The sequence below is a fragment of the Streptomyces sp. NPDC052682 genome (assembly GCF_040678435.1).
Classification (GTDB): domain Bacteria; phylum Actinomycetota; class Actinomycetes; order Streptomycetales; family Streptomycetaceae; genus Streptomyces.
The window spans coordinates 91813-117852 of the sequence record NZ_JBFATS010000002.1 but is presented as its reverse complement, the minus strand read 5'-3'; the positions used below and the strand labels follow the sequence as shown (position 1 = coordinate 117852).

Sequence of the window (26040 nt, the reverse complement as noted above, 5' to 3'; positions counted from 1 at the left end):
AGCCCCGTTTCCGCAGGTCAGAGAGGGTTGTCAGTGGGGAGGCCCAGCATGGACGGCATGGCATCCCGACACCTGAGGCGCGCCCGCCGCCCCGACCTGCGCCTGCCGCCCCTGGAACCGCACACCGGAGAGGCACTGGAACCGGACGGCGACTACGACGGCCTGCGCTTTCACGCCACGGACCTCACCGGACAGGACGGCACCGGAGCCCGCTTCCTGGACTGCGCCCTGGAGGCCTGCGTCCTGACCGAGACCCGCCTCGCGCACGCCCGCATCCTCGACTCGGCCCTGACCGGCCCCCACGGCGTCGGCACCGACCTCGCCGAAGCCACCCTCCGCGACGTCACCCTCACCGACGCCCGCCTCGGCGGCACCCAGCTGCACGGCGCGGTCCTGGAGCGCGTCATCGTCCGCGGCGGCAAGCTCGACTGCCTCAACCTCCGCTCGGCCCGCCTGCGCGACGTCGTCTTCGACGGCTGCGTCCTGGTCGAACCCGACTTCGGCGCCGCCCGCCTGGAACGCGTCGAGTTCGTCGACTGCACCCTGAAGGAAGCCGACCTCACGGCAGCGACCCTGACGGACGTGGACCTGCGCGGCGCCGCGCGTCTGGAGATCGCCCGGGGGCTGGACCGGCTGGCCGGAGCGGTGATCGGCACGGCCCAGCTACTGGACCTGGCACCGCTGCTGGCGACGGAACTGGGGATCAGGGTGGAGGACTGACACCGCCCGGGGTGGGTGGGCGGCTTGAGGGTTCCTCAGCGAACCGGACGCTTCTGAACCTCGCTCGGTGCGGCCGACCTGGCGGCCTGCTCGATCTTCGCCCAGTGGGCCGCCCGGGCCTCCTCGTCGATCTGCTTCTCGTGTGCGGCGCGCAACCCGGTCCGGCCGTCGAGGCCCTCGCGCAGGATGTCGGCGTGCCCGGCATGCCGGATGGACTCGCCGAGGACATGCACCATGACGGCGAACAGGTTGGTGTCGGCATGAGGCTCCGGCCACCACGGCACGTGGCCGGGGGCGTCGAGGGGAAGCGCGTTGATCGTCGCGTCCGAGTGTTCCCACGTGCGCCGGTAGAACCCGATGATCTGATCGCGGGTCTCGTCCTCGGCCGCCCACAGATCGCTGCCGTCGGAGTCCTGCCACCGGGGCAGCGGTTCCAGGGAAGGGCGGCCGAAGACCTCGCCGAAGTACCTGGCCTCGACGGTGGCCACGTGTTTGACCAGGCCGAGGAGGTTGGTCCCGGTCACCGTCAGAGGCCGGCGGGCGTCGTACTCGGACAGGCCGTCGAGTTTCCACAGCAGCGCCTCGCGGTCCCGCCGCAGTCTGCCGTGCAGATGTTCCTTCGCGAAGCCATCGATCATGCGGCATGAGCCTGCCACGGGCTGCTCGTGGCCTCAACAAACAAACCCCAGGTCAGACCGCGACTGACCTGGGGTCCGAGCAGAGCCCCCTGTCGGATTCGAACCGACGACCTACGCATTACAAGTGCGTTGCTCTGGCCAGCTGAGCTAAGGAGGCACCGCGTACCACCCGTACGCATGGGCGGCTCCACTGTACACAGCCGCCCTTTCCCCGAGCCACGGCGTTCCGCAGCGGACGACCGCCGGCGTGGATCAGTCCAGCTCGTACCGGAACGCGTACGCCACCTCCGTCTCCCCCTGCCGAGCGGTGAACCGCCCGCTCCCCCGCAGCCCCGCCAGCTCCCCGCTCCCCGACCCCGCCACGACCTCGAACGTGCAGTGCACCGTGCCGTCGGCGTCGAAGAAGCCCCGCTCCTGAAGGACGAAGCTTCCCGCACGGCCGTCGACGCGGCCGGTGATCAGCTCCATGCCGGCGAAGGAACCGGTCTTCTCCGTGACGTAGGCGATGGAGTACTCGCACTGCGTCGCGGCAGCCTCGATGCCGCCGTGGAAGGTGTTGGTCACCGAGGCGTGCGCCAGGCGCGGGCTGGTGTCGGCCGAGCCGACCGGGTGCTCCTTCCAGTCGGCGTAGGTGAAGTGGCCGTCGGTGGTGCTGGGGCTGGGCATGGGTGTCCTCCCGGTCGGGCACAGGGCGTGTTCCGTCTGCGGGACCAGCCTGTCCGCCGTACCTGACATCTTCCGTCAGGTACGGCGACCGGCCCCGGAACAATGGCCCGCATGCGAGCCGACCGTCTCCTCTCCCTCCTCCTGCTGCTGCAGAACCGCGGCCGGATGACGGCCCCGCAGCTCGCCGCGGAGCTGGAGGTGTCGGTGCGGACGGTGTACCGGGATGTCGAGGCGCTGAGCGCGGCGGGTGTGCCGGTGTGCGCCGAGCGGGGCCCGGAGGGCGGGTACCGGCTGGTGGACGGTTACCGCACGCGGCTGACCGGGCTGACGGACACGGAGGCCGCTGCCCTGTTCCTGGCGGGAATGCCCGGGCCGGCCCGGGACCTGGGGCTGGGGGCGGTACTGGCCAGTGCGCAGCTGAAGGTGCGGGCGGCTCTGCCCGCCGAGCCGGCCGAACAGGCCCGGCGGGTGCAGGAGCGGTTCCACCTGGACGCGCCGGCGTGGTTCCGTCAGGCCGATCCGGTGCCGTTCCTGGAGGTGATCGCCCGGGCGGTGTGGGAGGGGCGGGTGCTGCGGCTGCGGTACCGGCGGTGGCGGGGCGAGGTGGACCGGGAGGTGCGGCCGCTGGGGCTCGTGCTGAAAGGCGGTGTCTGGTACCTGGTGGCGCTCGCGGACGGGACGGCCGCGCGGACGTACCGGGTGTCGCGCGTGCTGGAGGCGGAGGAGACGGGGGAGGTCTTCGCGCGTCCGGCCGGTTTCGATCTGGCGGCCCACTGGGAGGAGTCCTCCCGGCGGCTGGAGGCGGCCCTGCACCAGGGCACCGCCCGACTGCGTCTCTCGCCGCGGGCGCAGCGCCTGCTGCCGATGCAGTGCGGCGCGGCGGGCGTACGGGCGCTGGAGAGCGCGGGGCCGCCGGACGCGGCGGGCTGGGTGGAGGTGGAGATGCCCGTGGAGGCGGAGGCGGTCGCGGTGGGCGACCTGCTGCGGCTGGGCACCGAGGCGGAGGTGCTGGGTCCGCCCGAGCTGCGGCGGGCCGTCGCCCGGGCGGTGGCGGTGCTGGCGGAGTGGTACAGCGGGGAGCAGGCCGCCCCGTAGGCGCGGGAGAAGCGGTCCGTCGAAAGTTCCCGCGAAATTCACAGCCCCCGAGGTACTGACAGACCAGGTGAACGCCAGGTACCGTCCTGACCCAGTTCACGTCGGTGGACTACATCGAACAAAACCACACGGATCCACCCGTCGTGGCACCACCTTCCTACAACGGATCGTCCGGCACGTTCCTGCCGGTAGAAGGGGGCCCATTCACCATGGCCACTGTCACGTTCGACAAGGCGACCCGGATCTACCCGGGTTCCGACAAGCCCGCCGTCGACGCGCTCGACATCGCGATCGAGGACGGCGAGTTCCTCGTTCTGGTCGGCCCGTCCGGCTGTGGAAAGTCGACCTCGCTCCGCATGCTGGCGGGGCTGGAGGACGTCAACTCCGGCGCCATCCGCATCGGCGACCGCGACGTCACGCACCTGCCGCCCAAGGACCGGGACATCGCCATGGTGTTCCAGAACTACGCCCTCTACCCGCACATGACGGTCGCCGACAACATGGGCTTCGCGCTCAAGATCGCCGGTGTGCCGAAGGCGGAGATCCGGCAGAAGGTCGAGGAGGCCGCCAAGATCCTCGACCTGACCCAGTACCTGGACCGCAAGCCGAAGGCCCTCTCCGGTGGTCAGCGCCAGCGTGTCGCGATGGGCCGCGCCATCGTGCGTGAGCCGCAGGTGTTCCTCATGGACGAGCCGCTGTCCAACCTGGACGCCAAGCTCCGTGTGTCCACCCGTACGCAGATCGCCTCGCTCCAGCGCCGCCTGGGCATCACCACCGTCTACGTCACCCACGACCAGGTGGAGGCCATGACGATGGGCGACCGTGTGGCGGTCCTCAAGGACGGTCTGCTCCAGCAGATCGACACCCCGCGCAACATGTACGACAAGCCCGCCAACCTCTTCGTGGCCGGCTTCATCGGCTCCCCGGCGATGAACCTGGTCGAGGTGCCGATCACCGACGGCGGTGTGAAGTTCGGCAACTCGGTCGTCCCGGTGGACCGCGACGCGCTCTCCGCCACCACCGACAAGACCGTGACGGTGGGTGTCCGCCCGGAGCACTTCGACGTGGCGGGCCCGGAGTCCGACCAGGGCCTGGCGGTCACCGTGAACGTCGTCGAGGAGCTGGGCGCCGACGCCTACGTGTACGGCACCGCCCAGCTGGGCGACGGCTCCAAGGACCTGGTCGTCCGCGTCAACGGCCGTGACGTGCCCGAGAAGGGCAGCCAGCTGCGCGTCGTGCCGCGCTCCGGCGAGACCCACGTGTTCTCCACCTCGACCGGTGAGCGCCTGTCCGACTGAGGTCACCCAGGTTGACGAACGAGGGCCCCGCAGATCCCTGCGGGGCCCTTCCTCGTGGTCGGCAGTTGTCGACAAATACCCCGGCACACCGGTCATTTCGAGCAGCGTGCGTCAACCCTTTACCCAATATCGGGCGGTCTCTCATCCCCCGAACCGGTGACTTAATGTCTACAAACCATCACTGCACGCTACCCTCACACGCGTGAAGCACTCCACCACCCCACAGACGCGACGCGGCCGGGGCCCCGCCCGACGGATCGGCCGCTCCCTCGCCCTCGTCCTCCCCGTCGTCCTGGTGCTCTCCGGCACCCTCGCGGTCACCCGGGTCAACTGGTCGGGCAACCACACCGGCCCGGTGCTGACCGCCGCGGACACCACCGTGTCGGAACGCTCCGCGAAGGCAGCCCCGCGCGCCCCGAAGGACGTGCTGCGCGAGCAGCTGCTGACCGAGCTCCAGAAGGAGAACCCGGGCGTCGCCCTCACCCACCTCCAGCAGGCCGTCGACGAGCACCCGTCGCTGGCGCGGCACTGCACGTCTCTCGCCCGCGCCCTCGGCCGCGCGGCGGTCCGGATCTACGGCCCGAAGGAAGCCCAGTCCTTCGCGCGTCCGGTCTGCGACACCGCCTACGCCTCGGGGGTCGCCGCCGCACACCGCTGAGCACACCGAACCGCCAGGTGGGAAGTGGGTCAACCGCGGATACGAGAACGGTCGTCGACGCCGTGTGAGCGCGGGACGCCACGTACAGTTCGGTCATGACCGATCCGAGTGCCGCGTCCCGCCCCGTTCAAGCCGTCGTCCTGGCCGGCGGCCAAGGCTCCCGGCTGCGCCCCTACACCGACGACCGGCCCAAGCCGATGGTCGAGATCCCCGGGACGGGGACGCCGATCATCGGCCATCAGCTGTCCTGGCTCGCCGAAGAGGGCGTGACCGACGTGGTCGTCTCCTGCGGCCACCTCGCCGAGGTCCTCCAGAAGTGGCTGGACTCCGCCGACCTGCCGCTGTCCGTCACCACGGTCGTGGAGACCGAGCCGCTGGGCCGCGGTGGCGGCCTGAAGTACGCCGCCGCGCACCTGCCCCACCCTGACCGGCCCTGGTACGCCACCAACGGCGACATCTGGACGCGTTTCTCACTGCGCGACATGGCGGACTTCCACGCCGAGCGGGACGCCGTCGCCACGCTCGCCCTGGCCCGCCCGCGCCTGCCGTGGGGCGCGGTGAAGACCGACGGCTTCGGCCGCGTCACCGACTTCATCGAGGCCCCGCCGTCCACGTTCGAGATCAACGCGGGTGTCTACGTCTTCTCCCCCGAGTTCGCCGCCCTGCTCCCGGAGCGCGGCGATCACGAGCGGACGACCTTCCCGCATCTGGCGCGGGAGCGCCGCCTGGCCGGTTTCCCGATCCCGCAGGGCTCCTACTGGCGGGCCATCGACACCGCCAAGGACCTGACGGAGGCGGCCAGGGAACTGGCGGCGCAGGGCCGCTGACCCGGACCGTCCCCGCGCACCACGGACACCCGCCCGGATACGCGCCCGGACACGCCGACGGGGTCCCGCACATCGTCCGTGCGGGACCCCGTCGTCGTACGGGTACGGCCGCCGTGGGTCTATCCCAGCAGGCCGCCCACCAGCCCGGGCTGTCCGGAGGACGAGCCGCCCGAGCTGGGTCCGCCGGTCGAGCCGCCGCTGCCGGGGCCACCGCTGCTGCTGCCGCCGGAGGCCGGGCCGGAACTGGTGCTCGGGGCCTGCCCGGCCGGGGAGGACTGCTGGGGCGGGGCCTGGCCGACGCTGCCCTGGGTCTGGCTGGGGACCGAGCCGCCGGTCGCGGTGCCGCTCTCCCGGGCCTCGCCCGGGGTGGTCGCGGCACCGGTGGACGGGGTGGCCGAGCCCGAGGCGGCGCCCTGCGTGGGGGAGGTGGCGGAGGCCGACGGGGTCTTCCTGTGCCGCGTGCCGGGCTCCTGCGGCAGCGGGGAGCCGGGCAGTTCGTTGCGCGGGGCCTCGCCGGGGCCGGGCACGACCACGCGGTCGGTGTCGCGGACGGCACCGCCGAGCAGCGAGCCGACGAGCAGGGTGATCCCGGTGGTGACGGCGGTGATCAGGGCGCCGCGGCGCAGCACGTAGCGGCGCAGGTCCCACAGGGCGGCGCGGGGTCCGAGGCGGCGCCAGGCGCTGCCGGCGAGGCGTCCGTCGACGGAGTACACGGGGGCGCCGGCGATGATCAGCGGAGACCAGGCGGCGAGGTAGATGATGTCGGGGGTCTCGTAGGCGGGGACGCTCTTCCAGCTGACGGTGACGAGCAGCGCGGCGGACAGCATCGCGCCGACGACGGCGGCGACGCGCTGCCAGCAGCCGAGGACGGTCAGGACGCCGACGAGAACCTGCGCGAAGGCGATGGCGAGGCCCGAGCCGATCGGGTGATGGAGCGCGAACTGGCGCAGGGGTTCGGCGACTTCCCAGGGGTGCAGGGTGTTGAGCCAGGTGACCATGGAGCCGCGTTCGCCGCCGTCGAAGTAGACGGGGTCGCACAGCTTGCCCATGCCGGCGTAGAGGGAGATGCAGCCGAGGAAGACGCGCAGCGGCAGCAGCACGATGCCGAGGTTCACGCGGCGGCCGGGGTAGTAGGCGTGCCGTGCTGGGTCGTCGCCGTGCCGTCTGCCCAGCCGGCCGGTCTCCTCCTCTTCGGCGGGGACGTCCCCGAACCGCTCGTCGCGGTAGGCGGGTTCGTCGTAGGCGCTGCCGACGTCGCGCATGGGCGGCAGCAGGCGCCGCTCGCCGGCGGCGGGCGCGCGCTGGGCGCCGACGACGGGGGTCTCGACGGTCCGGGTGAGGTCGTCCCGGCCGGGGCCGTCGCCGTAGCCGGTGCCGACCCGGGGGATGACCTGGGTGGCCCCGGCCTCGGAGGACGGCTCGTCGGCGTGCCGGACGCTTTCGCTCCGCACCGCCTGGAGGAGCCGGTGGGCGCCGGTGTCGTCCGGGGCGGACCTGCCGCTCCAGACGACGGGGCGCCGACGGGCCCCGTCGGCGCCCACGACGGGCATGCGGGCGGTGTCCTCGGCGGCGCTCATGTGCCGTGCGACCCGGGGGGACTGCATACGGCGCGACGAGGCGCCCAACTGCACACGGAAACTCGCGTGGTTGACGATGACCTGCGCCGGATCGCTCGGCACCTTCACCATGCTCAGCGCGGGAGCGTCGTCGAGTCCCGACGAGCGGTCCCCCGTGGGTGTGCGGGGTGTTCTGGTGTCCACACTCATCTAACCGAGTGACGTGGTGTTAGGACACTGCTTTGACCCGCCAGAACTGTCCGGACCGCGTCAAGCCTGCCCGGACCATCCGAAACACCCCGTACGGGGGAAAGCGGCGAACGTCTGTTCAGGCGCGGCGGCGGGCCGCCTCGTACAGCACGATGCCCGCGGCCACACCGGCGTTGAGCGACTCGGCGCCGCCGGGCATCGGGATGCGCACCCGGAAGTCGCAGGTCTCGCCGACCAGCCGGGACAGGCCCTTGCCCTCGCTGCCGACCACGATGACGACCGGCCCCTCCAGCGCGTCGAGCTCGCCGAGTTCCACGTCCCCGTCAGCGGCGAGGCCGACCACCATGATCCCGGCCTTCTGGTACGCCTCCAGCGCCCGCGTCAGGTTGGTGGCCCGGGCGACGGGCGTACGGGCGGCCGTACCGGCGGACGTCTTCCAGGCACCGGCGGTCATGCCGGCGGCGCGCCGTTCGGGCACGACGACGCCGTGCCCGCCGAAGGCGGCGACGGACCGGACGACGGCACCGAGGTTGCGCGGGTCGGTCACCCCGTCGAGGGCGACGATCAGCGGGTCCTCCCCGGCGTCGGCGGCGTTGTCGGCGAGGTCCTGCGGGTGGGCGTACTCGTACGGCGGGACCTGGAGGACCAGCCCCTGGTGGTTGAGCCCGTTGGTCATCCGGTCGAGCTCGGGACGGGGCGCCTCCATGAGGTTGATGCCGCCGCGCTCGGCGGCGAGCTGCAGCGCCTCGCGGACCCGCTCGTCGTTGTCGATGAACTGCTGCACGTACAGCGTGGTGGCGGGAACGCCCTCGCGCAGCGCCTCGACCACGGGGTTGCGGCCGACGACGAGCTCGGAGGTGCCCCTGGAGCGGGGGCCCTTGGCGCGGCTCTGGGCGCGGCGGGCCTTGGCCTGGGCGGCGCGCTGCTTGGCGTGGCCCTTGCGCATCTCGGCGGGCGGGGTCGGGCCCTTGCCCTCCAGGCTCCGGCGCCGCTTGCCGCCACTGCCGACCTGCGCGCCCTTCTTGCCGGACATGCGGCGGTTGTTCGCGGCCATGATCTACCTGTCTCTGTCTGCGTGCGTACGTCTGTGAAGTGCTGTTGTGCAATGCTGTGTGCGGTGTGCCGCCCGGGTACCCGGACGGCACAGCCGGTCACCCGGAGCTAGCGGGGGCCGAGGGTCCAGCGCGGTCCCTGCGGGCTGTCCTCGATGACCAGCCCGGACTGGCCCAGCTGGTCGCGGATGGCGTCCGCGGTCGGCCAGTCCTTGCGGGCCCGGGCGGCCTCGCGCTGGTCGAGGACCATGCGGACGAGGGTGTCGACCACGCCGTGCAGGTCCTCGCCCCGGTCGTTCTCCCCGGCCCAGTGCGCGTCGAGCGGGTCGAGCCCGAGCACGCCGAGCATGGCGCGGACCTCCGCCAGCCGGGCCACCGCGGCTTCCTTGTCGTCGGCGGCCAGCGCGCTGTTGCCCTGCCGGACCGTGGTGTGCACGACCGCGAGCGCCTGCGGCACCGAGAGGTCGTCGTCCATGGCCTCGGCGAACGCGAGGGGCACCTCGGGGGCGGGCTCGACGGCGCCCGCCTTCTCCACCACCCGCTGCACGAACCCCTCGATCCGCGCGAACGCGGACTCGGCCTCGCGCAGGGCCTCCTCGCTGTACTCGATGGTCGAGCGGTAGTGCGGGGTGCCCAGGTAGTACCGCAGCACGATGGGCCGCCACTGCTTGACCATCTCGGAGACGAGCACGGAGTTGCCGAGCGACTTGGACATCTTCTCGCCGCTCATGGTGACCCAGGCGTTGTGCACCCAGTACCGGGCGAAGTCGTCGCCGAAGGCCTTGGCCTGGGCGATCTCGTTCTCGTGGTGCGGGAAGATCAGGTCCAGCCCGCCGCCGTGGATGTCGAAGGCGGAGCCCAGGTACTTGTGCGCCATCGCCGAGCACTCCAGGTGCCAGCCCGGACGGCCCCGGCCCCACGGCGTCTCCCAGTCGGGCTCGCCGGGCTTGGCGGCCTTCCACATGGCGAAGTCACGCGGGTCGCGCTTGCCGGTGATGCCCTCCTCGGCGGGCTGGCGCAGCTCGTCGAGGTCCTGCTTGGACAGCTCCAGGTAGGAGGGCCAGGAGCGGACGTCGAAGTAGACGCTGCCGTCGGCCTCGTAGGCGTGCCCGCGCTCGATGAGGGTGCGCATCATCTCGACCATCTCGGTGACATGGCCGGTGGCGCGCGGCTCGTACGTCGGCGGCAGGCAGCCCAGCGCACGGTAGCCGTCGCCGAACGCCCGCTCGTTCTCGTAGCCGATGGCCCACCAGGGGCGGCCCTGCTCGGCCGCTTTGGCGATGATCTTGTCGTCGATGTCGGTGACGTTGCGGACGAACGTCACCTCGTAGCCGCGGTAGGCGAACCAGCGGCGCATGATGTCGAAGTTCAGGCCCGACCGGATGTGCCCGATGTGCGGTGCGGCCTGCACGGTGGCGCCACACAGGTAGATCGAGACACAACCCGGCTTTAGCGGGGTGAAGTCACGGATCTGCCGGGCGCTGGTGTCGTACAGGCGAATAGTCACGTGTCCCAGGGTAGTGGGCCGCACCCAGTGCCTCGCGACCTTCGCCGCAAGGGGGACGCATTCGTGACGTTCGTCCCCGGCCCGCGCGGAGCGCACCCACGGCCCAGCGGCAACCGTGCACCTTCGGCCGACGGCCCGCACGGCACACGCCGCGCAGTCGCCCCCACGCGGGGCGGCGGCTACCACACCGACGCCACGCACCCACCCGCGCGCAAGCCCTGGACGGACCACCGCCCCGGCCCGCCGGCGCCACGCGCCTGCCGGCCCCGGCACACCGGTCAAGCGCACCACCGCCAACGGCGCACCGCGCGCGCAACGCGTCGCCGCGACGACGGCGTCGGTGATGCCGTCGCGCCACGCAGTCCCCCCCGGCACGACGGCACCGGCCCGGGGTGACCGCCGTTCAGGACTCGGGGCGCGTCCGCACCACCAGGGCCGTGGCCACGGCCATCAGGCCCTCTTCGCGCCCGGGGAAGCCCAGGCCGTCCGTGGTGGCGCCGGAGACGGAGACGGGGGCTCCGGCCGCCTCGGAGAGGATCTTCTGCGCCTCCTCGCGGCGCTTGCCGATCTTCGGCCGGGGGCCGACGACCTGCACCGCGATGTTGCCGATGCGGAAACCGGCCTCCCGTACGATCCGGGCGGCCTCCGTCAGCAGGACCACACCGGAGGCGCCCGACCACTCGGGCCGCCCGGTGCCGAAGTGCTGCCCGAGGTCGCCGAGGCCCGCCGCGGAGAACAGCGCGTTGCAGGCGGCGTGCGCGACGACGTCCGCGTCGGAGTGGCCGGCCAGCCCGGGCCCCTCGCCCTCCCACTTCAGGCCCGCGCACCACAGCTCGCGGCCCTCCTCGAAGGCGTGGATGTCCGTGCCGATGCCGACCTGCGGCAGGACGACCTCGTCAGAAGCCATCGGTGAGCCTCCTGCGGGCCAGGACCGCCTCGGCGAGGACGAGGTCCAGGGGTCGGGTGACCTTGAAGGCCTCCTCGTGGCCGGGGACCGCCACGACCGTCAGCCCCAGCTGCTCGACCATCCCGGCGTCGTCGGTGACGTCACCGGTGACCTCCGTGTGCGCCCGGACGAGCGTCGCCCGGTCGAAGCCCTGCGGGGTCTGCACGGCGCGCAGCCGCCCCCGCTCCGGCGTGGCGACGACCGGCTCGGGCTCGCCGGGGGCCGCCGCGGGCTCGACCTGCTTGACCGTGTCGGCGAGCGGCAGCGCCGGGACGACGGCCGGCGCACCTTCCCGTACGGCCTCGATGACGGCGTCCACCGTGTCCACCGGCACCAGCGGCCGGGCCGCGTCGTGCACCAGCACGATGTCGTAGTCGGCGGGCAGCGCGTCCAGGCCGAGCCGGACGGACTCCTGGCGGGAGGCCCCGCCGGGGACGACGAGGAAGTCGGTCCGCTCGGGCAGCGCGTGCGCGTCGAGCAGGGACTTCACCTCGCCGGCGCCGTCGGGCGGGGCCACGACGATCACCAGGGACACATGGCGGGACGCGGCCATCGCGCGCACCGCGTGGATGAGCATGGGCGTGCCGCCCAGCGCGCGCAGCGCCTTGGGGGCGCCCGGGCCGAGGCGTACCCCTCGGCCGGCGGCCGGGATCACAGCCGCCGTACGCGGTCCCGTACGGGTCGCCGACGGCGTGGGGCGCGAATCGTCAGACATCGGTTCCTGTCAGGTTTGTGTGCTCGGCGTACGTGGGTATGGCCTGGGAGGTACCCCCTGCTCGTGGAGCACGGGGGAGTACCGGGCGCGACGCCTTGACCGGCCCCTTCCGTGAACTGGTCGAGCCGGCTGCCCGGGCCCGGCACAGCATCGCGCGGGGGCGTGAGGGACGGCACATCAGCCACCGTCACGGAGGACGGCGACTGCGTACGAACATGCCGCAGCGCCCGGCGACAGGAGATGCGTCATCGGGCACCGCGGCATTTCGGTGTACTGAGCGAAGTGCTGAACGAACGGGCTTCGCCTCGGATCAGGAGGCGAGAACCTCGTCGAGCAGGGCCTCGGCCTTGTCCTCGTTGGTGTTCTCCGCGAGAGCGAGCTCGCTCACCAGAATCTGGCGCGCCTTGGCGAGCATGCGCTTCTCACCGGCGGAGAGTCCGCGCTCGCGCTCACGACGCCACAGGTCACGCACGACTTCCGCGACCTTGATGACATCGCCCGAGGCGAGCTTCTCCAGGTTTGCCTTGTAGCGACGGGACCAGTTCGTGGGCTCCTCGGCGTACGGCGCACGCAGCACCTCGAAGACCCGGTCCAGCCCGTCCTGACCGACCACATCACGCACGCCGACGAACTCCGCATTGTCCGCTGGCACACGTACCGTCAGGTCACCCTGGGCGACCTTCAGCACCAAGTAGGTCTTGTCCACGCCTTTGATCTGGCGAGTTTCGATGGCCTCGATCAGCGCGGCCCCGTGATGGGGATAGACCACGGTGTCGCCAACCTTGAACGTCATGTGACAGGTACCCCTTCCGTGGCTATCCAGGGTAACACGGATACGGCGTCTTCTGAATGGCGTTTTCGCAGGTCAGGGCATATCTCGGGGCTTGACAACAGCGACAGGAACGTGCTTCGCGAGGTGAGCGGAACAAGGTATTCGCAGGTCGGAGCGGCTGTCCGGGTCAGGTGAAACGCGTACGTTACACACATCCGGGGCCCCGTCGAGGCGACCAAACATCCCGATATGTCCGGTTCCAGGCGTGCGACTTTCGCTACTCCGTTCGGTGCGCGGGCCCGCTTCCGGCCGAATCAGGAATTGATCACGCGGCGGCGGGCCGGGCGGACGTTGATCAATTCGGCGGGGCGGCCGCGCATTCCGGCACCGGAATTCGGCGGTAGTCCCAGCAAGACTTAGCCGTACTCCCGGCGGTCCTTATGTGAATGACCGGCGAAGCTGGACCCGGCGAGGCCCCGGGGACCGGCCAGTCGTCCCGGCGCGCGGGCGCCACGGCCGGTGACGGGTGCGGAATGGCCGGTGAGAGGGACGGGACGAAGGGTGTCGGGGGGTCGGGTGCGGCCGGGTGGGGGCGGCTCGGTAACCTAAGCCCGCTGACAGACACTTAGGGCGGCTTTACCCCTCGCCGCCGCCTCGCTCGAGTCAAGGAGTTGCCGCCGCCGTGAGCAGCAGCCTTCGACGCGGCGCCCTCGCCGCCGCCGCCATCGCGTTCTCGATCGCCTCGCTCGCCGCGTGCGGCGCCGGCCACAACGCCCAGACCCTGCAGATCCAGCCGGACAACGCGGCGACGACCGTCGGCGACCTCAAGATCCAGAACGCCATCGTCGTCACCCAGAAGGACCCGGAGGCGACGGGTCCGGCCATGGTCTCCGCCACCGTCTTCAACTCCGGCAGCACCGACCAGAAGCTGGAGTCGATCAGCGTGGACGGCGCCGGCAGCGCCAAGCTCACGCCGGCCAAGGGCGGCAGCCTCACCGTCCCGGCCCACGGTTCGCTGATCATCGGCGGCAAGGACAACGCCTCGGCGGTACTGCCCAGCGGCCGCGAGGCGCTGCAGGACGGCAACGTGCAGCAGGTCACCTTCACCTTCAGCGAGTCCGGCGAGGTCCGCCTGAAGGCGTTCGTCCACCCGGCCGACGGCTACTACGCCGCCTGGGGCCCGAGCGAGACCCCGGCCACGCCGGGCGCCTCCGCGAGCCCGTCGGAGAAGCCGTCCGCGGGCGCCTCGGCCTCGCCGGGCGAGACCCCGGGCGGGTCGGCCTCCCCGCACGACTCCGCGTCGGCGAGCGCCTCGGCCTCCGAGTCGCCGGCCGGTCACTGAGCCGTAACGCCTGAAGGGCGGGACCTCCGGGAGGTCCCGCCCTTCACGTACGTACGGACGGCGGTTCACGCGACGTACCGACGTACGACGTGGTGCCGGACGGTCTACGGCTCGAACTTGTAGCCCAGGCCGCGGACCGTCACCAGGTAGCGCGGGGCGCCCGGGTCCGGCTCGATCTTGGCGCGCAGGCGCTTGACGTGGACGTCGAGGGTCTTGGTGTCACCGACGTAGTCGGCGCCCCAGACGCGGTCGATGAGCTGCATCCGGGTCAGCACGCGGCCGGCGTTGCGCAGCAGCATCTCCAGCAGGTCGAACTCCTTCAGCGGCAGGTCGATCTTGGTGCCGTTGACGGTGACCACGTGCCGGTCGACGTCCATGCGGACCGGGCCGGCCTCCAGGGCGGCCGGGGTGACCTCCTCCGGCTCGCCGCGGCGGCGCAGCACCGCGCGGATGCGGGCGACCAGTTCCCGCGAGGAGAACGGCTTGGTGACGTAGTCGTCGGCCCCTATCTCCAGGCCCACCACCTTGTCGATCTCGCTGTCCTTGGCGGTCACCATGATCACGGGAACGTTCGAGCGGCCGCGCAGCTGACGGCACACCTCGGTGCCCGGCAGCCCGGGCAGCATCAGGTCGAGGAGGACGAGGTCGGCGCCGTTGCGCTCGAACTCGTCGAGTCCGTCGGGCCCCGTGGTCGCGACGGCGACCTCGAAGCCCTCCTTGCGGAGCATGTACGACAGGGCGTCGGAGAAGGACTCCTCGTCCTCGACGACGAGCACACGGGTCACGGAAGGACCTCCGGGGCGGAAAGCGTTTCGTACGCGGTGGTGTCGGTGGTTGAGTCAGGGGATGCGGCGGTGGACCGCCCGGCCTCGCCGTCGAGGCCTGCGTGTGCGTCGCGGGCGGGCTGCTGCTGTGCCGCCCGGTCACGGGCCGACGCGGCCTCCGGCAGCCGCAGCGTGAAGGTGGAGCCCTGGCCCTCGGCGCTCCACACCGTGACCTCCCCGCCGTGCGAGGCGACCACGTGCTTCACGATCGCGAGGCCCAGTCCCGTGCCGCCGGTGGCGCGGGAGCGGGCGGGGTCGACGCGGTAGAAGCGCTCGAAGATGCGCTCCTTGTCCTTGTCGGAGATGCCGATGCCCTGGTCGGTGACGGCGATCTCGATCAGGTCCCCGCCGGGCTGGCTCACCCGGCGGGCGGCGATGCCGACGCGGGTGCGGGCCGGGGAGTAGTTGACGGCGTTCTCGACGAGGTTGCCGAGGGCGGCGGCGAGCTGGCCGCGGTTGCCCCACACGGCCAGGTCGGCCGTGCCTCCGGCCGCCATGGTGATCTGCTTGGTGCCCGCCTGGTGGCGGCAGCGGTCGATGGCCTCGGCGACCAGTTCGTCGACGCGGACCGGCTCGGCGTCCTCCAGCGGATCGTCGTTCTGCACCCGCGAGAGGTCGATGAGTTCCTGCACCAGGTTGGTCAGCCGGGTCGCCTCGATCTGCATCCGCCCGGCGAAGCGCTGCACCGCCTCCGGGTCGTCGCAGGCGTCCATCACGGCCTCCGACAGCAGGGACAGCGCGCCGACGGGTGTCTTGAGCTCGTGGCTGACGTTCGCCACGAAGTCGCGCCGGACCGCCTCGATCCGGCGTGCCTCGGTGAGGTCCTCGACCAGCAGCAGCACCAGCCGCGAGCCCAGGGGCGCCACGCGCGCGGAGACGGCCAGGGCCTCGCCCCGGCCGGTCCCGCGCCGCGGGAGGTCCAGCTCGACCTGGCGTATCTCCCCGTCCCTCCGGGTGTCCCGGGCCATCTGGAGCATGGGTTCGACGGCGAGCTTGCCGCCGCGCACCAGCCCGAGGGCGTAGGCGGCGGAGCTGGCCTTGACCACGGCGTCCGCCTCGTCGAGCACGACGGCGGACGAACGCAGGACCGACAGAACGGTGTCCACACCCGGCGGGAGCATGGGGTCGGCGTGCAGGGAGGTACGCGTCGGGCGCTTCTGCTCGCGCTCGCTCCAGCGGAACGCCAGCATGGCGATGACGCCGGTGAGCACCCCGGCGATCGCTGCCGCTGCGGCGACCGCCGCGTTCACGTCCATGCGTCCAGGTTAGGCATGGGGTAGGACATCTCCACAGCCGCCGGAGGGCGACCTCGAACACTCGTCGCCCAGAGTTCACCTTGGAGCCAGTAGCGGTTCATTTGGGATGACGGAAACGGACGCGTAGCGGGCGGACCGTGGGAGCGTGGGGTGCGAACCCCCCGGAAATGACGTACGAGAGGGAACCCTGATGCGGGACGCGTACCACGAGGAACTGGACTCGATCGGCGACGGTCTGGTGGAGATGGCCCGGCTGGTCGGGTCGGCGATCGGGCGCGCCACGACCGCCATCCTCGACGCCGACCTGAAGCTGGCCGAGAGCGTGATCGAGGCCGACGCCAAGGTCGACGAGCTCCACCACGAGCTGGAGGCCCGGGCCATAGCCCTGCTGGCGCGGCAGCAGCCGGTGGCGACCGACCTGCGGATCGTCGTCACCTCGCTGCGTATGTCGGCCGACCTGGAGCGCTCCGGCGACCTGGCCCAGCACGTGGCCAAGCTGGCCCGGCTGCGCTACCCGGACCGGGCGGTCCCGCACGACCTGCACGCCACCATCCTGGAGATGGGCCAGCTCGCCCAGCGCCTGATGGCCAAGGCCGCCGAGGTCATCATCACCAAGGACGTCGACCTGGCGCTGCAGCTGGAGCAGGACGACGACGCGATGGACCTGCTGCACCGCACCCTCTTCCAGCACCTGATGGACGACCGCTGGAAGCACGGCATCGAGACCGCCGTCGACGTGACGCTGCTCGGCCGCTACTACGAGCGGTACGCCGACCACGCCGTCGCGGTCGCCAAGCGGGTGGTGTACCTGGTCACCGGCGAACACGCGGACGAGCTCCAGGCGGACGTGCAGCCGGAGATCCAGCCGGTGACGGACGCCGAGGGCGCCTGATCGCGGTGGGCGGCCGCGCCGCTCATCCCGACGGCGCGGACCTTCCGTCCAAGGCGGGCGTGAGCCACAGTGCGCCGTTGATGCGCCCAGGCGGGCGGGCGTGCAATGGGCACAGGCACCAGCCTTGAGGAGGGACCATGGCCGAATCCCCCAGCACGACACCTGACCCCGCGCAGGAACGCCCGACCGAGCAGCCCGCCGAGATCAGAAACCTGACGCTGATCGCCGCGTGCGGCTGCGGATCGGGCTGCGGCTGCGGCTGCCAGTCGGGCAGTCCCTGTCAGTGCGGTTGAGGACACGGACGAGCGAGAGCCCCTGAAGGGCCCCGGCGCTGCACGCCGGGGCCCTTCGGCGTGCGGTGAGGGGCGGCGGGCCTCGGTGCGGTCGCCCGCCCCGGTACGGCGGGCGCACCATGGAAGGAGCAGAACAGGCCGGGACACGCTGACGAAGGAGGTGCGTGACCATGGCCAAGTTCATGGACGTCCACCACGGTATGAAGGGCATCACCGAGGAGCAGTTGCTCGAGGCGCACAACGCGGACCTCGCCATCGAGAAGGACGAGAAGGTCCACTTCGAGACAGCCTGGGCGGACCCGGAGTCCGGCACGGTCTACTGCCTGTCCGAGGCCCCCTCCGCCGAAGCGGTCCAGCGCATCCACGAACGCGCCGGCCACAAGGCCGACGAGGTCCACCCCGTGCCGCTGATTGTCCAGTAGGTCCGGCGGCACGACGCAGTCCCTGTGTACGACGCAGTCCCTGTGTTTTTCATAAAGCGATATCTAGGGCTCGAATCAGCAGGCACAAAAGGAAATAATCTAAGGAATCCTTCACCCGTTTGTCGCGCATCCGCCGTACCGGGCAGGCGTTAGTCGGAATACGACCGAGGCACCGGGAGAGGACTCACCGTGGGACGGGCAGTAAAAATGGGCACCTACACCTACATTCCCGCACCGCCGCGCTCACCGGCCACTGCCGACGGAACCCTCACCAAGGACGGGCGTCTCATCACCCTGACAACCACCGAGCCCATCCTGCGGGACTTCCTCGACGCCCTGCGGTCCCTGGAGGACGATCTGGGCCGGCGGTGGATGAGCGCGACGGGTCTGCCGACGTTCGCCCGGGCGGAATGAGCCGCCGTGGTCATGTACGACTACACCGAGTCCGGCACCGGCCGGCACCGCGCTCCTGCCGCCCCTCACCGGGACAGCCGGGACAACAGGGAGCGCCGGGGACCCCTGGTCCCTCCGGACTCCGCCTGGGACCCGGCCGAGGAACTGGCCTTCATGCTCCAGGAGACCATGCTGGAGGAGAGCCGGGAGCAGCGCCTGAGGAGGATTCCGCCCCCCCGGGACCAGAAGCCCTCGACGGACGGGTTCGCCGAGGGCTGGGACGGCCCCGGTGCCGGCCCGGACCGTGCGGACCGGCCGGGCGAGGACGGGCCCGGCGCCCCGCCGGATGCCGCGGACGTCTCCGCCGGTGCCCCGGCTACGGACAGCGGCCACCTGCGCGGGCTCCAGGACATCACCGCGGAGCTGCCCCCGCTGAAGGCGCCGTCGCGTGGCCATCGCAAGGCGCGCCGGCGCAGGGGCGCGATCCGCACGGTCAGCTGCGTCATCGCCGCCGGCGTGACGCTCATCGCCTCCGGGGTGAGTTACGTCGGCGGAGTGGCCTCGTACGACCCCCTGCGCCACGCCGGCGAGTCCGGCGCCCAGCACGGCATCGCCTCGTTGTGGCCCGTGCTGGTGTACGGCCCCTGGCTCGCGGCCTCCCTGTCGGTGCTGCGGGCCGCGCTGCACCAGCGCCGCGCGGTGCACTCGTGGTGTGTGGTGCTGGTCTTCTCGGCGATCGCGATCCTGCTGTCCGTCGCCCAGGCTCCCAGGAACGCCGTCGACATGTCGGCGACAGCCCTGCCCGTCCTGGCGTCGTTGGCCTGCTTCCAGCAGTTCGTCCGCCAGATCACCCTGACCCGTCCGCCGCACCGGACGATGCCGCGTCACCGCTTCCGGCCGTCCCGGGCGCGGAACTGCACCGGCCGGGAATAGCGGACGGGAAATGGGGCCGGGGTGGGCTCAGACCCGGTCCAGCGGGCGGTGCGGTCCGTCCGGGAGTTCCACCTCGATCGCGTCGCCCGGGCGGACGACACCCCCCACCTTCACGACGCTCATGATCCCGGCCTTCCGCACGACCGCGCCGGACTCGTCCCGGCCGACCACCTTCTTCAGCAGCCCTTCCTGGAACGCCTCGATCTGCACGCAGGGGTTGCGCAGCCCCGTCACCTCCACCACCGCCTCGTCGCCGAGGTGCAGCAGCGTGCCGACGGGCAGCCCGAGCAGGTCGATGTCGCGGGTGGTGATGTTCTCCCCGAGGTCGCCGGGCGCCACGTGGTGCCCCGCCGCACCGACCTCGGCGAAGAGCTCCTCGTGGATGAGGTGCACCTGGCGCAGGTTCGGCTGCGTGGGGTCCTGCGCGATGCGCGAGCGGTGCTTGACCGTCACGCCGGCGTGCACGTCCCCCTCGACCCCGATCCCGGCGATCAGCGTGATGCTGTCCCGGTTCGGCTTGGTGAAGGAGTACGTACCGTTGCTGCTGACCGCGGCCACCGTGGCGCCCATTTTCCTTGGTCCCCCCTGTTTCGCGCTGCGTTGCGTCGCAGCGACCTCTCTGTCAGGAACCTAACAAACGCGGCGCGATCCCGCCGGTCAGACGGCCTGCTTGTGCTGCCGCAGCTCGTGGACGGTCGCGGTGAGGGTGCCGTCGTGCTGTTCGTAGTGGGACAGGGCGATGCCCAGACCGAAGAACGTCGGTGCCCACTCGCCCACGAAGATGCCCCAGCGGTCGGCACGGGCGAGCCCGGTGCCGGGTTCGGCCTTGAGGCTGGTCATCCAGGCGGCGACGGTGAGGCCGATGGAGGCGAAGGCCGCCATGTAGGCGTGCTCGCTGCGGACGCCCATCTCGTGCATCTTCTTGATGATCATGCTGTTCTCCCGTCATGGGTCCGTGGTGGGGGTTGCCCTCCAGGGGTCACCCCTTGAGGGAGTGCCCCTCTTCACCAGATTCACCCCGATAAGCAGAAAATGCCCGTTATCTTCTGTTCTGTTTTCCTTTTCAACCTGCCGAGTCGTGTGGCTCCCCCACCGGCCGTGGTACTCCGGCGGCATGCAGACCTTCCTGCCCTACTCCGACTTCAGGGCCACGGCCAAGGCGCTGGACCGTCGGCGGCTCGGCAAACAGCGGGTCGAGACGTTGCAGGTCCTGCGCGGCCTCGTCGTACCGGGGTACGGCTGGCGGCATCACCCGGCGGTGCGGATGTGGGCCGGGTACGAGGAGGCGCTGGTCCGGTACGGCCTGGAGGTCTGCCGGGTCTGGCGGGAACTCGGCCACCAGGACAGCTGCGCGGCCACCCTGGTCGCCGACCTCCTGGCCTTCCGGCCCCATGTGCCGATACGCGAGCAGGACGCGTTGGCGGCCGCCGGGGAACTCCCTCCCTGGCTCGGCGACCCCGCCTTCCACCGCAGTCACCGGTCGGCCCTGGTCCGCAAGGACCCGGTCACGTACGCCCCGCTGTTCCCCGGCGTACCGGACGATCTGCCCTACGTCTGGCCGGCCTCGGACCGGCCGCGCGTACTCGGAACGGACTGAGTACCTGCGCTCTGGTCGCCGCCCGAACGGGCAGGAACGCTGGCCCCATGCGATCAGGACTTCCGAAGACCGTCATGTCCCGCCTGCTGCCGGCGCTCGGGGCGGCTGTGCTTGCGGCTGCCCTGTGGGCCGCCTGGCTGGGCTGGGACCAGCAACGCGACGTACACCCCGACGGCTCGTCGACCGGCCCGTACGAGCCGTGGCAGGTCATCGGCCTGGTACTGACGCTCCTGCCGCCGGTGTGCTGGGCGGCGGCCCGGCGCCACATTCCGGCAGCCGTCTTCGGCACCACGGCGGGCCTGACGGTCGCCGCCTACTACGACTGGTCGGACGACGCCACCGGCCTGTTCCTGATCGGCGTGCTGCTGGTCATGGCGGGGAGCCTGGCGGCGACCGCCGCGGTGAGCGGGGTGGTCGCGTGCGCGCGGCCGGGCCGCCGAGGGTGAGGGCCCGAGGGGGCAGGGCGGCACCGGTGGCTCGCAGGACAGCCGGCGGGCTCGCCCGTACGCATGACACGTACACGACCCCCTCTCTCACGGTGTCCCGCGGCATCCCCTACTCTTCGCTCACCCGCCACACACGGCCGACGGTCCGCACACCGGACGCACGGGTGGCGCCCACTCGCGCTCACCTTCGCCCCGGGGGTTCGACACCGTGCGTCTGCGTACTCTTCCGGCCGCCGCCGCCCTGGCGGCCCTGTTCAGCTCGGTGGTGCTCGCCGTACCGGCGTCCGCCGACTCCAGCACGCCCCTGCCGGTCTGGGGCGCGGCCGACACCGTCGTGGACGGCGTCCACCAGCGGGTCTTCATCAGCGACACCTACGACAGCCAGATCGTCGTCACCGACCTCACCGGCAAGGTCGTCGCCCAGCTCACCGGCCTCCCCCAGGTCCGCGACCTGGAGCTGAGCCCGGACTCCGGCACGCTGTACGCCGCGGTGTACGGCGCCGACAAGATCGTCGCCATCGACACCGGGCAGCTCACGCAGACCGCCGCGTACCCGACGGGCGACCACACGATCCCCTCCCGGCTCGCCTACGCCGACGGCAAGCTGTGGTTCGGCTACGGCGACCAGTGGGACTCCGGGCTCGGCGAGGTCGACCTGACCGCCCAGACGCCCACGGTGACCCTCGACCTGGCGGCCGGCCACGACTTCGCGAGCCCGCCGATGCTCTACGCCGACCCCGACAACCCGGGCACGCTCCTCGCCCTCGACGGGGGCATCAGCTCCGGCCCGATCGTCGTCTACGACATCTCCTCCGGCACCCCGGCGATCCGCGTCTCCGCCGACAAGGGCGGCTTCTACCACGACGCGGCCCTCACCCCGGACGGCCAGAACGTCGTCGTCGCCGGTCCCGGGGGGCGGGCGCTCACCGAGTACCGCCTCTCCGACCTGTCCGAGGTGCGCACCTTCCCGACCGTGTCGGCGCCGGAGACGGTCAGCGTCGCCCCCGACGGCACGGTCGCGGCCACCGTCCTCGACACCGACGACGTCGGCGACACCTATGTGTTCGGCACCGACCCCGCCCAGCCGGCCAGCGTCCGCAACCTGTCGCACTCCTGGATGCCCGGGGGCGGGCACTCCACCAGCTGGTCGGCCGACGGCTCACGGCTCTTCGTACTGACCGGCTCCAGCGACGCCATGCAGTTCCAGACCGTCGACGCCCCCCGCAAGTACGCCGCCACCCTCACGGTCGACGCCCCCTCGACGGCCACCCGCGCCACGTCCCTCACCGTCAAGGGCAAGCTGACCGCGAACCTGGCGCTGCCCGCGGGCACCCCGCTGCGGGTCACCCGCACCGACCTGGAGTCGCCGAACGGCACGTCCCTGGGCACCAAGTACCTGGGCGCGGGCGGCGCGTACTCCTTCACCGACACCCCGCCGGCCGGCGGCAAGGTGACGTACAAGGTGACGTACGCCGGTGACGCCACGCACACCGCGGCGACCGCCTCGGACACGGTCTCCGTCTCACGCGCCACGCCCACGCTGACGCTCGACAACAACGGCAAGGTGTACGGCTACGCCCAGTCCGTCACCTTCACGGCGCACCTCGGCACCACGTACAAGAACCGCACGGTGGAGATCTGGGCCAACCCGTACGGCGCCGACCAGCCCGACACCCTGGTGAAGTCCGGCACGGTCAACTCCAGCGGCAACCTCTCCGTCACCCTCACCCTGAAGCGGAAGACCAAGCTGACGGCCAAGTTCGCGGGGGACGCGCGCTACGCGCCGAAGACGGCGACGAGCACGGTCGGCACGAAGGTGAAGGTGTCCACGGCGCTCGGCGGCTCCTACACGACCCGCTCCGTCTGGAACCACACCTACTACTACTTCCACCAGTCGAAGGACCCGGTCGTCACGACCACGATGACCCCGTACCCCGGCCGCACGCAGCTGCTGCAGGTCCAGGTCTACTCCGGCGGTGTCTGGCAGACCACGGCCAAGCAGTACTTCACACTCGACTCGGCCGGCAAGTCCGTCGTCACGCTCACCGGGACCCCGCCCACCGGCTACCGCTTCCGGGTCCGCGACTCGTACATCAGCGGCTCGGGCGACAGCGTGAACACGACGACGTACGGCTCCTGGAAGTACTTCACCTTCACGAGCTGAGCGGGCCCGCCGGTGCCGCGCGGAAAACCGTTTGGCGGGTCAGGCGCCCACTGCTACGTTTCGGGTGGCCGTGCGAGGACGTGAGGAGGTGGTACCCGTGAACGCTGTATCGACATGGGTGCTCCCCTCCGGGGTCACGGTCGGGCGACAGGTCGTCCGGGAGCGCCGTCCGTGAGCACTCCCGAAAGGCACGACCATGCGCTTCACTTCCGAGCAGCGCCTTGACGACGGCGTTCTCGAACGCGAGTTCACTCTCGGCGAGATTCCCGGCACCCTGTGGACGCCCGCTTCCGCCGAACCGGCCCCGCTGATCCTGACGGCCCACAACAACGGCCTGCCCAAGGGGGCGGCCCGCCTGGTGGCCCGGGCCCGGTACACGGCGGCGCGCGGCTACGCGGTGGCGTCCATCGACGCCGCCGGGTGCGGTGACCGGCCCCGTTCCGCCGCCGACGAACAGGCCCGCGCCGAGCTGCGCCGGGCGATGCAGGCCGGCGAGCCGGTCGACGAGGTCTTCGAGTCCTTCGTCGGCCCGCTCGTCGAACAGGCGGTCCCGGACTGGCGGACCACCCTGGACGCCCTCCTGTCCCTGCCCGGGATCGGCGGCCCGGTCGGGTACTCGGGCTGGACCGCCGTCGGCATCCGGCTGGCGGCCCTCGAGCCACGTATCGCGGCCGCCAGTTTCTTCGCCGGGGGTTACGTGCCCCACGCCCAGCGCGAGGAGGCCCGCCGGATCACCATCCCGCTGCTGGTCCTGCTCCAGTGGAACGACGAGGGAAACCCCCGGCAGCGGGCCCTGGACCTGTTCGACGCCTTCGGCAGCAAGGAGAAGACACTCCACGCCAACCTGGGCGGACACACCGGCACGCCGTGGTTCGAACTGGAGGACACGGTGCGGTTCTTCGGGCGGCATCTGAGGTGACAGGGGCCTGCCCGGCCTGATCCCAAGCGCACTGAGGAAACCCCCCTCTGCGAGCATCGCAGGGAGGGGTTTCTTCCCTGGTGAATGAGCGGTGGCGTCCGATCCGACCGCTGGAAGTGCGATGCCAAGCCTGTCCGTGTGCGCGAACTGACTGGCAGAAGGTGACGCTGCCGGCCTCGGCCAGCCGGAACCGGGTGCCGGTGATCGCCTAGCTGGTGCGGGCCGACGAGGACGCCGTCCGGGGCTACTTGACCAGCCGGAAGGCGGGGTGCCCGGCCCAGGTCCGCAGGAACTCCGCCGTTCCCAGCGCCATCCCGTCGTCGTCCGTGAACCCCAACACCCCTGGAAGGCCGGCGACGACCGACGCCTGTCCGTCCAGCAGGTCGGCTTTGGCCACGCCCCCGATGACGTCCATGACAGCGGCGGTCAGCAGAGCCGTGGCCACGTGGTCGATCCCGCGATTGCAGCAGGCACTGACATTGACGGCATGAGTCGGTCTGAAGCCGAGGATGGCCTCCACCTCGGGCTCGTCCGCGTGCTCAGCCTCGAAGAGGCTCTCATCGCCGATACCCGGCCCCATCAAGTAGACCAGGAAGGGCCGGCGCCGGTCCTCGCGTTGCGGATTGCACCCCACCAGGGCCGTGAGCTCCTCGTCCGCGGAGGCGTTGCCGAGGAGTGGAAGCGGGAACGGCTTTCGCCAGTCCTCCTCTCGCCTGTCCTCGACGCCCAGTCGCTGTGCGGGCACGTTGACGTCGAAGAACCCGGGCCGCTTCTCGGCGAAGCGCGAGGAGAGCCCCACCATCAACGCGCGGAACTCCCGCAGCTCAGCCGGGGAGAGCGGCTCCGCCAGCTCGATCACCAACGTCGGACCAGACATGCTGGGAGCCTAGTTCGATCGGCTCAGCGGTCGCGCAGGTTCCCAAGCAGAGCACCAGCGCGACGGCCGCGAGGCGGCCCAGCACCACCAAGAAGCCCCCGCCCCGCGAAGAGACCGCAGGTCGGGGGCTTAATGGCGTCGGGCTACTTCTTCTTGCCCTGGTTCTTGACCGCCTCAATGGCCGCTGCCGCGGCCTCCGGGTCCAGGTAACGGCCTCCGGGGGTCACCGGCTTGAAGTCGGTGTCGAGTTCGTAGTACAGCGGGATGCCCGTCGGGATGTTCAGGCCCGCGATGTCCGTGTCGGAGATGCCGTCCAGGTGCTTGACCAGGGCGCGCAGGCTGTTGCCGTGGGCGGCGATCAGGACCGTGCGGCCGGCCAGGAGGTCGGGGACGATGCCGTCGTACCAGTACGGGAGCATGCGGATGACGACGTCCTTGAGGCACTCCGTGCGGGGGCGCAGCTCCGGCGGGATCGTCGCGTAGCGCGGGTCGTCCGCCTGGGAGAACTCCGCGCCGTCCTCGAGCGGCGGGGGCGGGGTGTCGTACGAGCGGCGCCACAGCATGAACTGCTCCTCGCCGAACTCGGCCAGGGTCTGCGCCTTGTCCTTGCCCTGCAGGGCGCCGTAGTGGCGCTCGTTCAGGCGCCAGGAGCGGTGGACCGGGATCCAGTGGCGGTCCGCGGCCTCGAGGGCGATCTGCGCGGTGCGGATCGCGCGCTTCTGGAGGGACGTGTGGACGACGTCGGGCAGCAGGCCGGCCTCCTTGAGCAGCTCACCGCCGCGGAGGGCCTCCTTCTCGCCCTTCTCGTTCAGGTTCACGTCCACCCAGCCGGTGAACAGGTTCTTCGCGTTCCATTCGCTCTCGCCGTGGCGGAGGAGGATCAGCTTGTACGGTGCGTCGGCCATGGCCCCGAGCGTAATCGAACCCCCTGATCGCTCGCGCGGGCCGCTCGCTGGGCGGACGGCCGGCGGGATCTGTTAATTCGGTGGTCGCGCCGTACGTGGTGTTCGTAAGGTTCAGGC

29 protein-coding genes and 1 tRNA gene are annotated in these 26040 nt (G+C 71.4%); 15 read left to right on the top strand and 15 right to left on the bottom strand.

Annotated elements, in window-relative coordinates:
- Window positions 1-57: 57 nt before the first annotated feature.
- Window positions 58-720 (top strand): pentapeptide repeat-containing protein, encoded by a 663-nt coding sequence (locus AB0K80_RS02995; protein ID WP_365665203.1) that lies wholly within the window; start codon window positions 58-60, stop codon window positions 718-720.
- Between the two features lie 35 nt (window positions 721-755).
- Here the strand turns inward: AB0K80_RS02995 and AB0K80_RS02990 are convergent, their stop codons facing one another.
- From AB0K80_RS02990 to AB0K80_RS02980, 3 genes are all read right to left on the bottom strand, one after another.
- Window positions 756-1358, bottom strand: coding sequence for a DinB family protein (locus AB0K80_RS02990; protein WP_365665201.1), 603 nt, complete (start codon window positions 1356-1358; stop codon window positions 756-758).
- Window positions 1359-1441: 83 nt separating this feature from the next.
- Window positions 1442-1515, bottom strand: a tRNA-Thr gene (locus AB0K80_RS02985).
- Window positions 1516-1610: 95 nt separating this feature from the next.
- Window positions 1611-2024, bottom strand: coding sequence for a DUF3224 domain-containing protein (locus tag AB0K80_RS02980; RefSeq protein WP_365665199.1), 414 nt, complete (start codon window positions 2022-2024; stop codon window positions 1611-1613).
- A gap of 111 nt (window positions 2025-2135) precedes the next feature.
- Between AB0K80_RS02980 and AB0K80_RS02975 the strand changes: the two genes are divergently transcribed.
- The 4 genes from AB0K80_RS02975 to AB0K80_RS02960 all read left to right on the top strand — a co-directional run bounded on the left by AB0K80_RS02975 (window position 2136) and on the right by AB0K80_RS02960 (window position 5902).
- A complete protein-coding gene (locus AB0K80_RS02975; protein WP_365665197.1) occupies window positions 2136-3119 on the top strand; it encodes a WYL domain-containing protein in 984 nt (327 codons plus the stop codon).
- 209 nt (window positions 3120-3328) lie between these two features.
- Window positions 3329-4417 (top strand): sn-glycerol-3-phosphate ABC transporter ATP-binding protein UgpC, encoded by a 1089-nt coding sequence (ugpC, locus tag AB0K80_RS02970; RefSeq protein ID WP_365665195.1) that lies wholly within the window; start codon window positions 3329-3331, stop codon window positions 4415-4417.
- A gap of 202 nt (window positions 4418-4619) precedes the next feature.
- Window positions 4620-5075: a hypothetical protein gene (locus tag AB0K80_RS02965; RefSeq protein ID WP_365665194.1), complete on the top strand. Its 456-nt coding sequence runs from the start codon at window positions 4620-4622 to the stop codon at window positions 5073-5075.
- Window positions 5076-5170: 95 nt separating this feature from the next.
- A complete protein-coding gene (locus tag AB0K80_RS02960; RefSeq protein WP_365665192.1) occupies window positions 5171-5902 on the top strand; it encodes a nucleotidyltransferase family protein in 732 nt (243 codons plus the stop codon).
- Window positions 5903-6021: 119 nt separating this feature from the next.
- On the opposite strand, the gene AB0K80_RS02955 is transcribed toward AB0K80_RS02960, so the two are convergent.
- The 6 genes from AB0K80_RS02955 to AB0K80_RS02930 form a co-directional block, all read right to left on the bottom strand.
- Window positions 6022-7668, bottom strand: a complete 1647-nt coding sequence (locus AB0K80_RS02955; RefSeq protein ID WP_365665191.1) for a DoxX family protein — start codon at window positions 7666-7668, stop codon at window positions 6022-6024.
- 118 nt (window positions 7669-7786) lie between these two features.
- Window positions 7787-8722, bottom strand: a complete 936-nt coding sequence (gene rlmB, locus AB0K80_RS02950; RefSeq protein ID WP_365665189.1) for a 23S rRNA (guanosine(2251)-2'-O)-methyltransferase RlmB — start codon at window positions 8720-8722, stop codon at window positions 7787-7789.
- A 107-nt stretch (window positions 8723-8829) separates the two neighbouring features.
- Entirely contained in the window at window positions 8830-10227 is a 1398-nt protein-coding gene (cysS, locus tag AB0K80_RS02945) for a cysteine--tRNA ligase (RefSeq protein ID WP_365665187.1), read from the bottom strand.
- Between the two features lie 403 nt (window positions 10228-10630).
- The gene (gene ispF, locus AB0K80_RS02940) at window positions 10631-11134 is read right to left on the bottom strand and encodes a 2-C-methyl-D-erythritol 2,4-cyclodiphosphate synthase (RefSeq protein ID WP_365665186.1); all 504 of its coding nucleotides are present in this window, start codon (window positions 11132-11134) and stop codon (window positions 10631-10633) included.
- Window positions 11124-11888 carry a 2-C-methyl-D-erythritol 4-phosphate cytidylyltransferase gene (ispD, locus tag AB0K80_RS02935; RefSeq protein WP_365665185.1) on the bottom strand — a complete coding sequence of 255 codons (765 nt, stop codon included), beginning with the start codon at window positions 11886-11888 and terminating at the stop codon, window positions 11124-11126. The genes ispF and ispD overlap by 11 nt, the downstream gene beginning before the upstream one ends.
- Window positions 11889-12198: 310 nt before the next feature.
- Window positions 12199-12681, bottom strand: a complete 483-nt coding sequence (locus AB0K80_RS02930; protein WP_003953493.1) for a CarD family transcriptional regulator — start codon at window positions 12679-12681, stop codon at window positions 12199-12201.
- A gap of 661 nt (window positions 12682-13342) precedes the next feature.
- On the opposite strand from AB0K80_RS02930, the gene AB0K80_RS02925 reads away from it, so the two are divergent.
- On the top strand, window positions 13343-14002 hold the full coding sequence (locus tag AB0K80_RS02925) for a DUF461 domain-containing protein (RefSeq protein WP_365665184.1): 660 nt from the start codon (window positions 13343-13345) through the stop codon (window positions 14000-14002).
- A gap of 104 nt (window positions 14003-14106) precedes the next feature.
- Here AB0K80_RS02925 and AB0K80_RS02920 read toward each other — a convergent pair whose 3' ends face one another.
- On the bottom strand, window positions 14107-14787 hold the full coding sequence (locus AB0K80_RS02920) for a response regulator transcription factor (protein WP_365665183.1): 681 nt from the start codon (window positions 14785-14787) through the stop codon (window positions 14107-14109).
- The gene (locus AB0K80_RS02915) at window positions 14784-16082 is read right to left on the bottom strand and encodes an ATP-binding protein (RefSeq protein ID WP_365665182.1); all 1299 of its coding nucleotides are present in this window, start codon (window positions 16080-16082) and stop codon (window positions 14784-14786) included. The genes AB0K80_RS02920 and AB0K80_RS02915 overlap by 4 nt, the downstream gene beginning before the upstream one ends.
- Before the next feature lie 190 nt (window positions 16083-16272).
- Here AB0K80_RS02915 and phoU point away from each other — a divergent pair, with 190 nt between their 5' ends.
- The 5 genes from phoU (at window position 16273) to AB0K80_RS02890 (ending at window position 19015) form a co-directional block, all read left to right on the top strand.
- Window positions 16273-16974, top strand: a complete 702-nt coding sequence (gene phoU / locus AB0K80_RS02910; protein WP_365665181.1) for a phosphate signaling complex protein PhoU — start codon at window positions 16273-16275, stop codon at window positions 16972-16974.
- Between the two features lie 137 nt (window positions 16975-17111).
- Window positions 17112-17267 carry a hypothetical protein gene (locus AB0K80_RS02905; protein WP_365665180.1) on the top strand — a complete coding sequence of 52 codons (156 nt, stop codon included), beginning with the start codon at window positions 17112-17114 and terminating at the stop codon, window positions 17265-17267.
- A 170-nt stretch (window positions 17268-17437) separates the two neighbouring features.
- Window positions 17438-17689: an SCO4226 family nickel-binding protein gene (locus AB0K80_RS02900; RefSeq protein ID WP_365665179.1), complete on the top strand. Its 252-nt coding sequence runs from the start codon at window positions 17438-17440 to the stop codon at window positions 17687-17689.
- Window positions 17690-17878: 189 nt separating this feature from the next.
- Window positions 17879-18103 carry a hypothetical protein gene (locus AB0K80_RS02895; RefSeq protein ID WP_365665178.1) on the top strand — a complete coding sequence of 75 codons (225 nt, stop codon included), beginning with the start codon at window positions 17879-17881 and terminating at the stop codon, window positions 18101-18103.
- 12 nt (window positions 18104-18115) lie between these two features.
- Window positions 18116-19015 carry a DUF2637 domain-containing protein gene (locus AB0K80_RS02890; protein WP_365665177.1) on the top strand — a complete coding sequence of 300 codons (900 nt, stop codon included), beginning with the start codon at window positions 18116-18118 and terminating at the stop codon, window positions 19013-19015.
- Between the two features lie 27 nt (window positions 19016-19042).
- Here AB0K80_RS02890 and AB0K80_RS02885 read toward each other — a convergent pair whose 3' ends face one another.
- Window positions 19043-19585, bottom strand: a complete 543-nt coding sequence (locus AB0K80_RS02885) for an MOSC domain-containing protein (RefSeq protein WP_365665176.1) — start codon at window positions 19583-19585, stop codon at window positions 19043-19045.
- Window positions 19586-19672: 87 nt separating this feature from the next.
- Window positions 19673-19948: a hypothetical protein gene (locus AB0K80_RS02880; RefSeq protein WP_365665174.1), complete on the bottom strand. Its 276-nt coding sequence runs from the start codon at window positions 19946-19948 to the stop codon at window positions 19673-19675.
- A gap of 181 nt (window positions 19949-20129) precedes the next feature.
- Between AB0K80_RS02880 and AB0K80_RS02875 the strand changes: the two genes are divergently transcribed.
- The 4 genes from AB0K80_RS02875 (at window position 20130) to AB0K80_RS02860 (ending at window position 24141) form a co-directional block, all read left to right on the top strand.
- Entirely contained in the window at window positions 20130-20612 is a 483-nt protein-coding gene (locus AB0K80_RS02875; protein WP_365665172.1) for an MSMEG_6728 family protein, read from the top strand.
- A gap of 47 nt (window positions 20613-20659) precedes the next feature.
- Entirely contained in the window at window positions 20660-21058 is a 399-nt protein-coding gene (locus AB0K80_RS02870; RefSeq protein ID WP_365665171.1) for a hypothetical protein, read from the top strand.
- A 208-nt stretch (window positions 21059-21266) separates the two neighbouring features.
- The gene (locus AB0K80_RS02865; RefSeq protein ID WP_365665169.1) at window positions 21267-23222 is read left to right on the top strand and encodes an Ig-like domain repeat protein; all 1956 of its coding nucleotides are present in this window, start codon (window positions 21267-21269) and stop codon (window positions 23220-23222) included.
- 196 nt (window positions 23223-23418) lie between these two features.
- Window positions 23419-24141: an alpha/beta hydrolase gene (locus AB0K80_RS02860; RefSeq protein WP_365665167.1), complete on the top strand. Its 723-nt coding sequence runs from the start codon at window positions 23419-23421 to the stop codon at window positions 24139-24141.
- Window positions 24142-24385: 244 nt separating this feature from the next.
- Here the strand turns inward: AB0K80_RS02860 and AB0K80_RS02855 are convergent, their stop codons facing one another.
- Both AB0K80_RS02855 and AB0K80_RS02850 read right to left on the bottom strand, forming a co-directional pair.
- Complete coding sequence (locus AB0K80_RS02855) at window positions 24386-25018, bottom strand: DUF6368 family protein (RefSeq protein WP_365665165.1); 633 nt, start codon at window positions 25016-25018, stop codon at window positions 24386-24388.
- 143 nt (window positions 25019-25161) lie between these two features.
- Complete coding sequence (locus AB0K80_RS02850) at window positions 25162-25923, bottom strand: phosphoglyceromutase (protein WP_365665164.1); 762 nt, start codon at window positions 25921-25923, stop codon at window positions 25162-25164.
- Window positions 25924-26040 lie beyond the last annotated feature (117 nt).

Coding starts and splice junctions, on each gene's coding strand:
- AB0K80_RS02995 (WP_365665203.1), top strand. CDS start 58: ATGGCATCCCGACACCTGAGGCGCGCCCGCCGCCCCGACCTGCGCCTG.
- AB0K80_RS02990 (WP_365665201.1), bottom strand. CDS start 1,358: ATGATCGATGGCTTCGCGAAGGAACATCTGCACGGCAGACTGCGGCGG.
- AB0K80_RS02980 (WP_365665199.1), bottom strand. CDS start 2,024: ATGCCCAGCCCCAGCACCACCGACGGCCACTTCACCTACGCCGACTGG.
- AB0K80_RS02975 (WP_365665197.1), top strand. CDS start 2,136: ATGCGAGCCGACCGTCTCCTCTCCCTCCTCCTGCTGCTGCAGAACCGC.
- ugpC (WP_365665195.1), top strand. CDS start 3,329: ATGGCCACTGTCACGTTCGACAAGGCGACCCGGATCTACCCGGGTTCC.
- AB0K80_RS02960 (WP_365665192.1), top strand. CDS start 5,171: ATGACCGATCCGAGTGCCGCGTCCCGCCCCGTTCAAGCCGTCGTCCTG.
- AB0K80_RS02955 (WP_365665191.1), bottom strand. CDS start 7,668: ATGAGTGTGGACACCAGAACACCCCGCACACCCACGGGGGACCGCTCG.
- rlmB (WP_365665189.1), bottom strand. CDS start 8,722: ATGGCCGCGAACAACCGCCGCATGTCCGGCAAGAAGGGCGCGCAGGTC.
- ispF (WP_365665186.1), bottom strand. CDS start 11,134: ATGGCTTCTGACGAGGTCGTCCTGCCGCAGGTCGGCATCGGCACGGAC.
- ispD (WP_365665185.1), bottom strand. CDS start 11,888: ATGTCTGACGATTCGCGCCCCACGCCGTCGGCGACCCGTACGGGACCG.
- AB0K80_RS02930 (WP_003953493.1), bottom strand. CDS start 12,681: ATGACGTTCAAGGTTGGCGACACCGTGGTCTATCCCCATCACGGGGCC.
- AB0K80_RS02915 (WP_365665182.1), bottom strand. CDS start 16,082: ATGGACGTGAACGCGGCGGTCGCCGCAGCGGCAGCGATCGCCGGGGTG.
- phoU (WP_365665181.1), top strand. CDS start 16,273: ATGCGGGACGCGTACCACGAGGAACTGGACTCGATCGGCGACGGTCTG.
- AB0K80_RS02905 (WP_365665180.1), top strand. CDS start 17,112: ATGGCCGAATCCCCCAGCACGACACCTGACCCCGCGCAGGAACGCCCG.
- AB0K80_RS02900 (WP_365665179.1), top strand. CDS start 17,438: ATGGCCAAGTTCATGGACGTCCACCACGGTATGAAGGGCATCACCGAG.
- AB0K80_RS02890 (WP_365665177.1), top strand. CDS start 18,116: ATGTACGACTACACCGAGTCCGGCACCGGCCGGCACCGCGCTCCTGCC.
- AB0K80_RS02885 (WP_365665176.1), bottom strand. CDS start 19,585: ATGGGCGCCACGGTGGCCGCGGTCAGCAGCAACGGTACGTACTCCTTC.
- AB0K80_RS02880 (WP_365665174.1), bottom strand. CDS start 19,948: ATGATCATCAAGAAGATGCACGAGATGGGCGTCCGCAGCGAGCACGCC.
- AB0K80_RS02875 (WP_365665172.1), top strand. CDS start 20,130: ATGCAGACCTTCCTGCCCTACTCCGACTTCAGGGCCACGGCCAAGGCG.
- AB0K80_RS02870 (WP_365665171.1), top strand. CDS start 20,660: ATGCGATCAGGACTTCCGAAGACCGTCATGTCCCGCCTGCTGCCGGCG.
- AB0K80_RS02860 (WP_365665167.1), top strand. CDS start 23,419: ATGCGCTTCACTTCCGAGCAGCGCCTTGACGACGGCGTTCTCGAACGC.
- AB0K80_RS02855 (WP_365665165.1), bottom strand. CDS start 25,018: ATGTCTGGTCCGACGTTGGTGATCGAGCTGGCGGAGCCGCTCTCCCCG.
- AB0K80_RS02850 (WP_365665164.1), bottom strand. CDS start 25,923: ATGGCCGACGCACCGTACAAGCTGATCCTCCTCCGCCACGGCGAGAGC.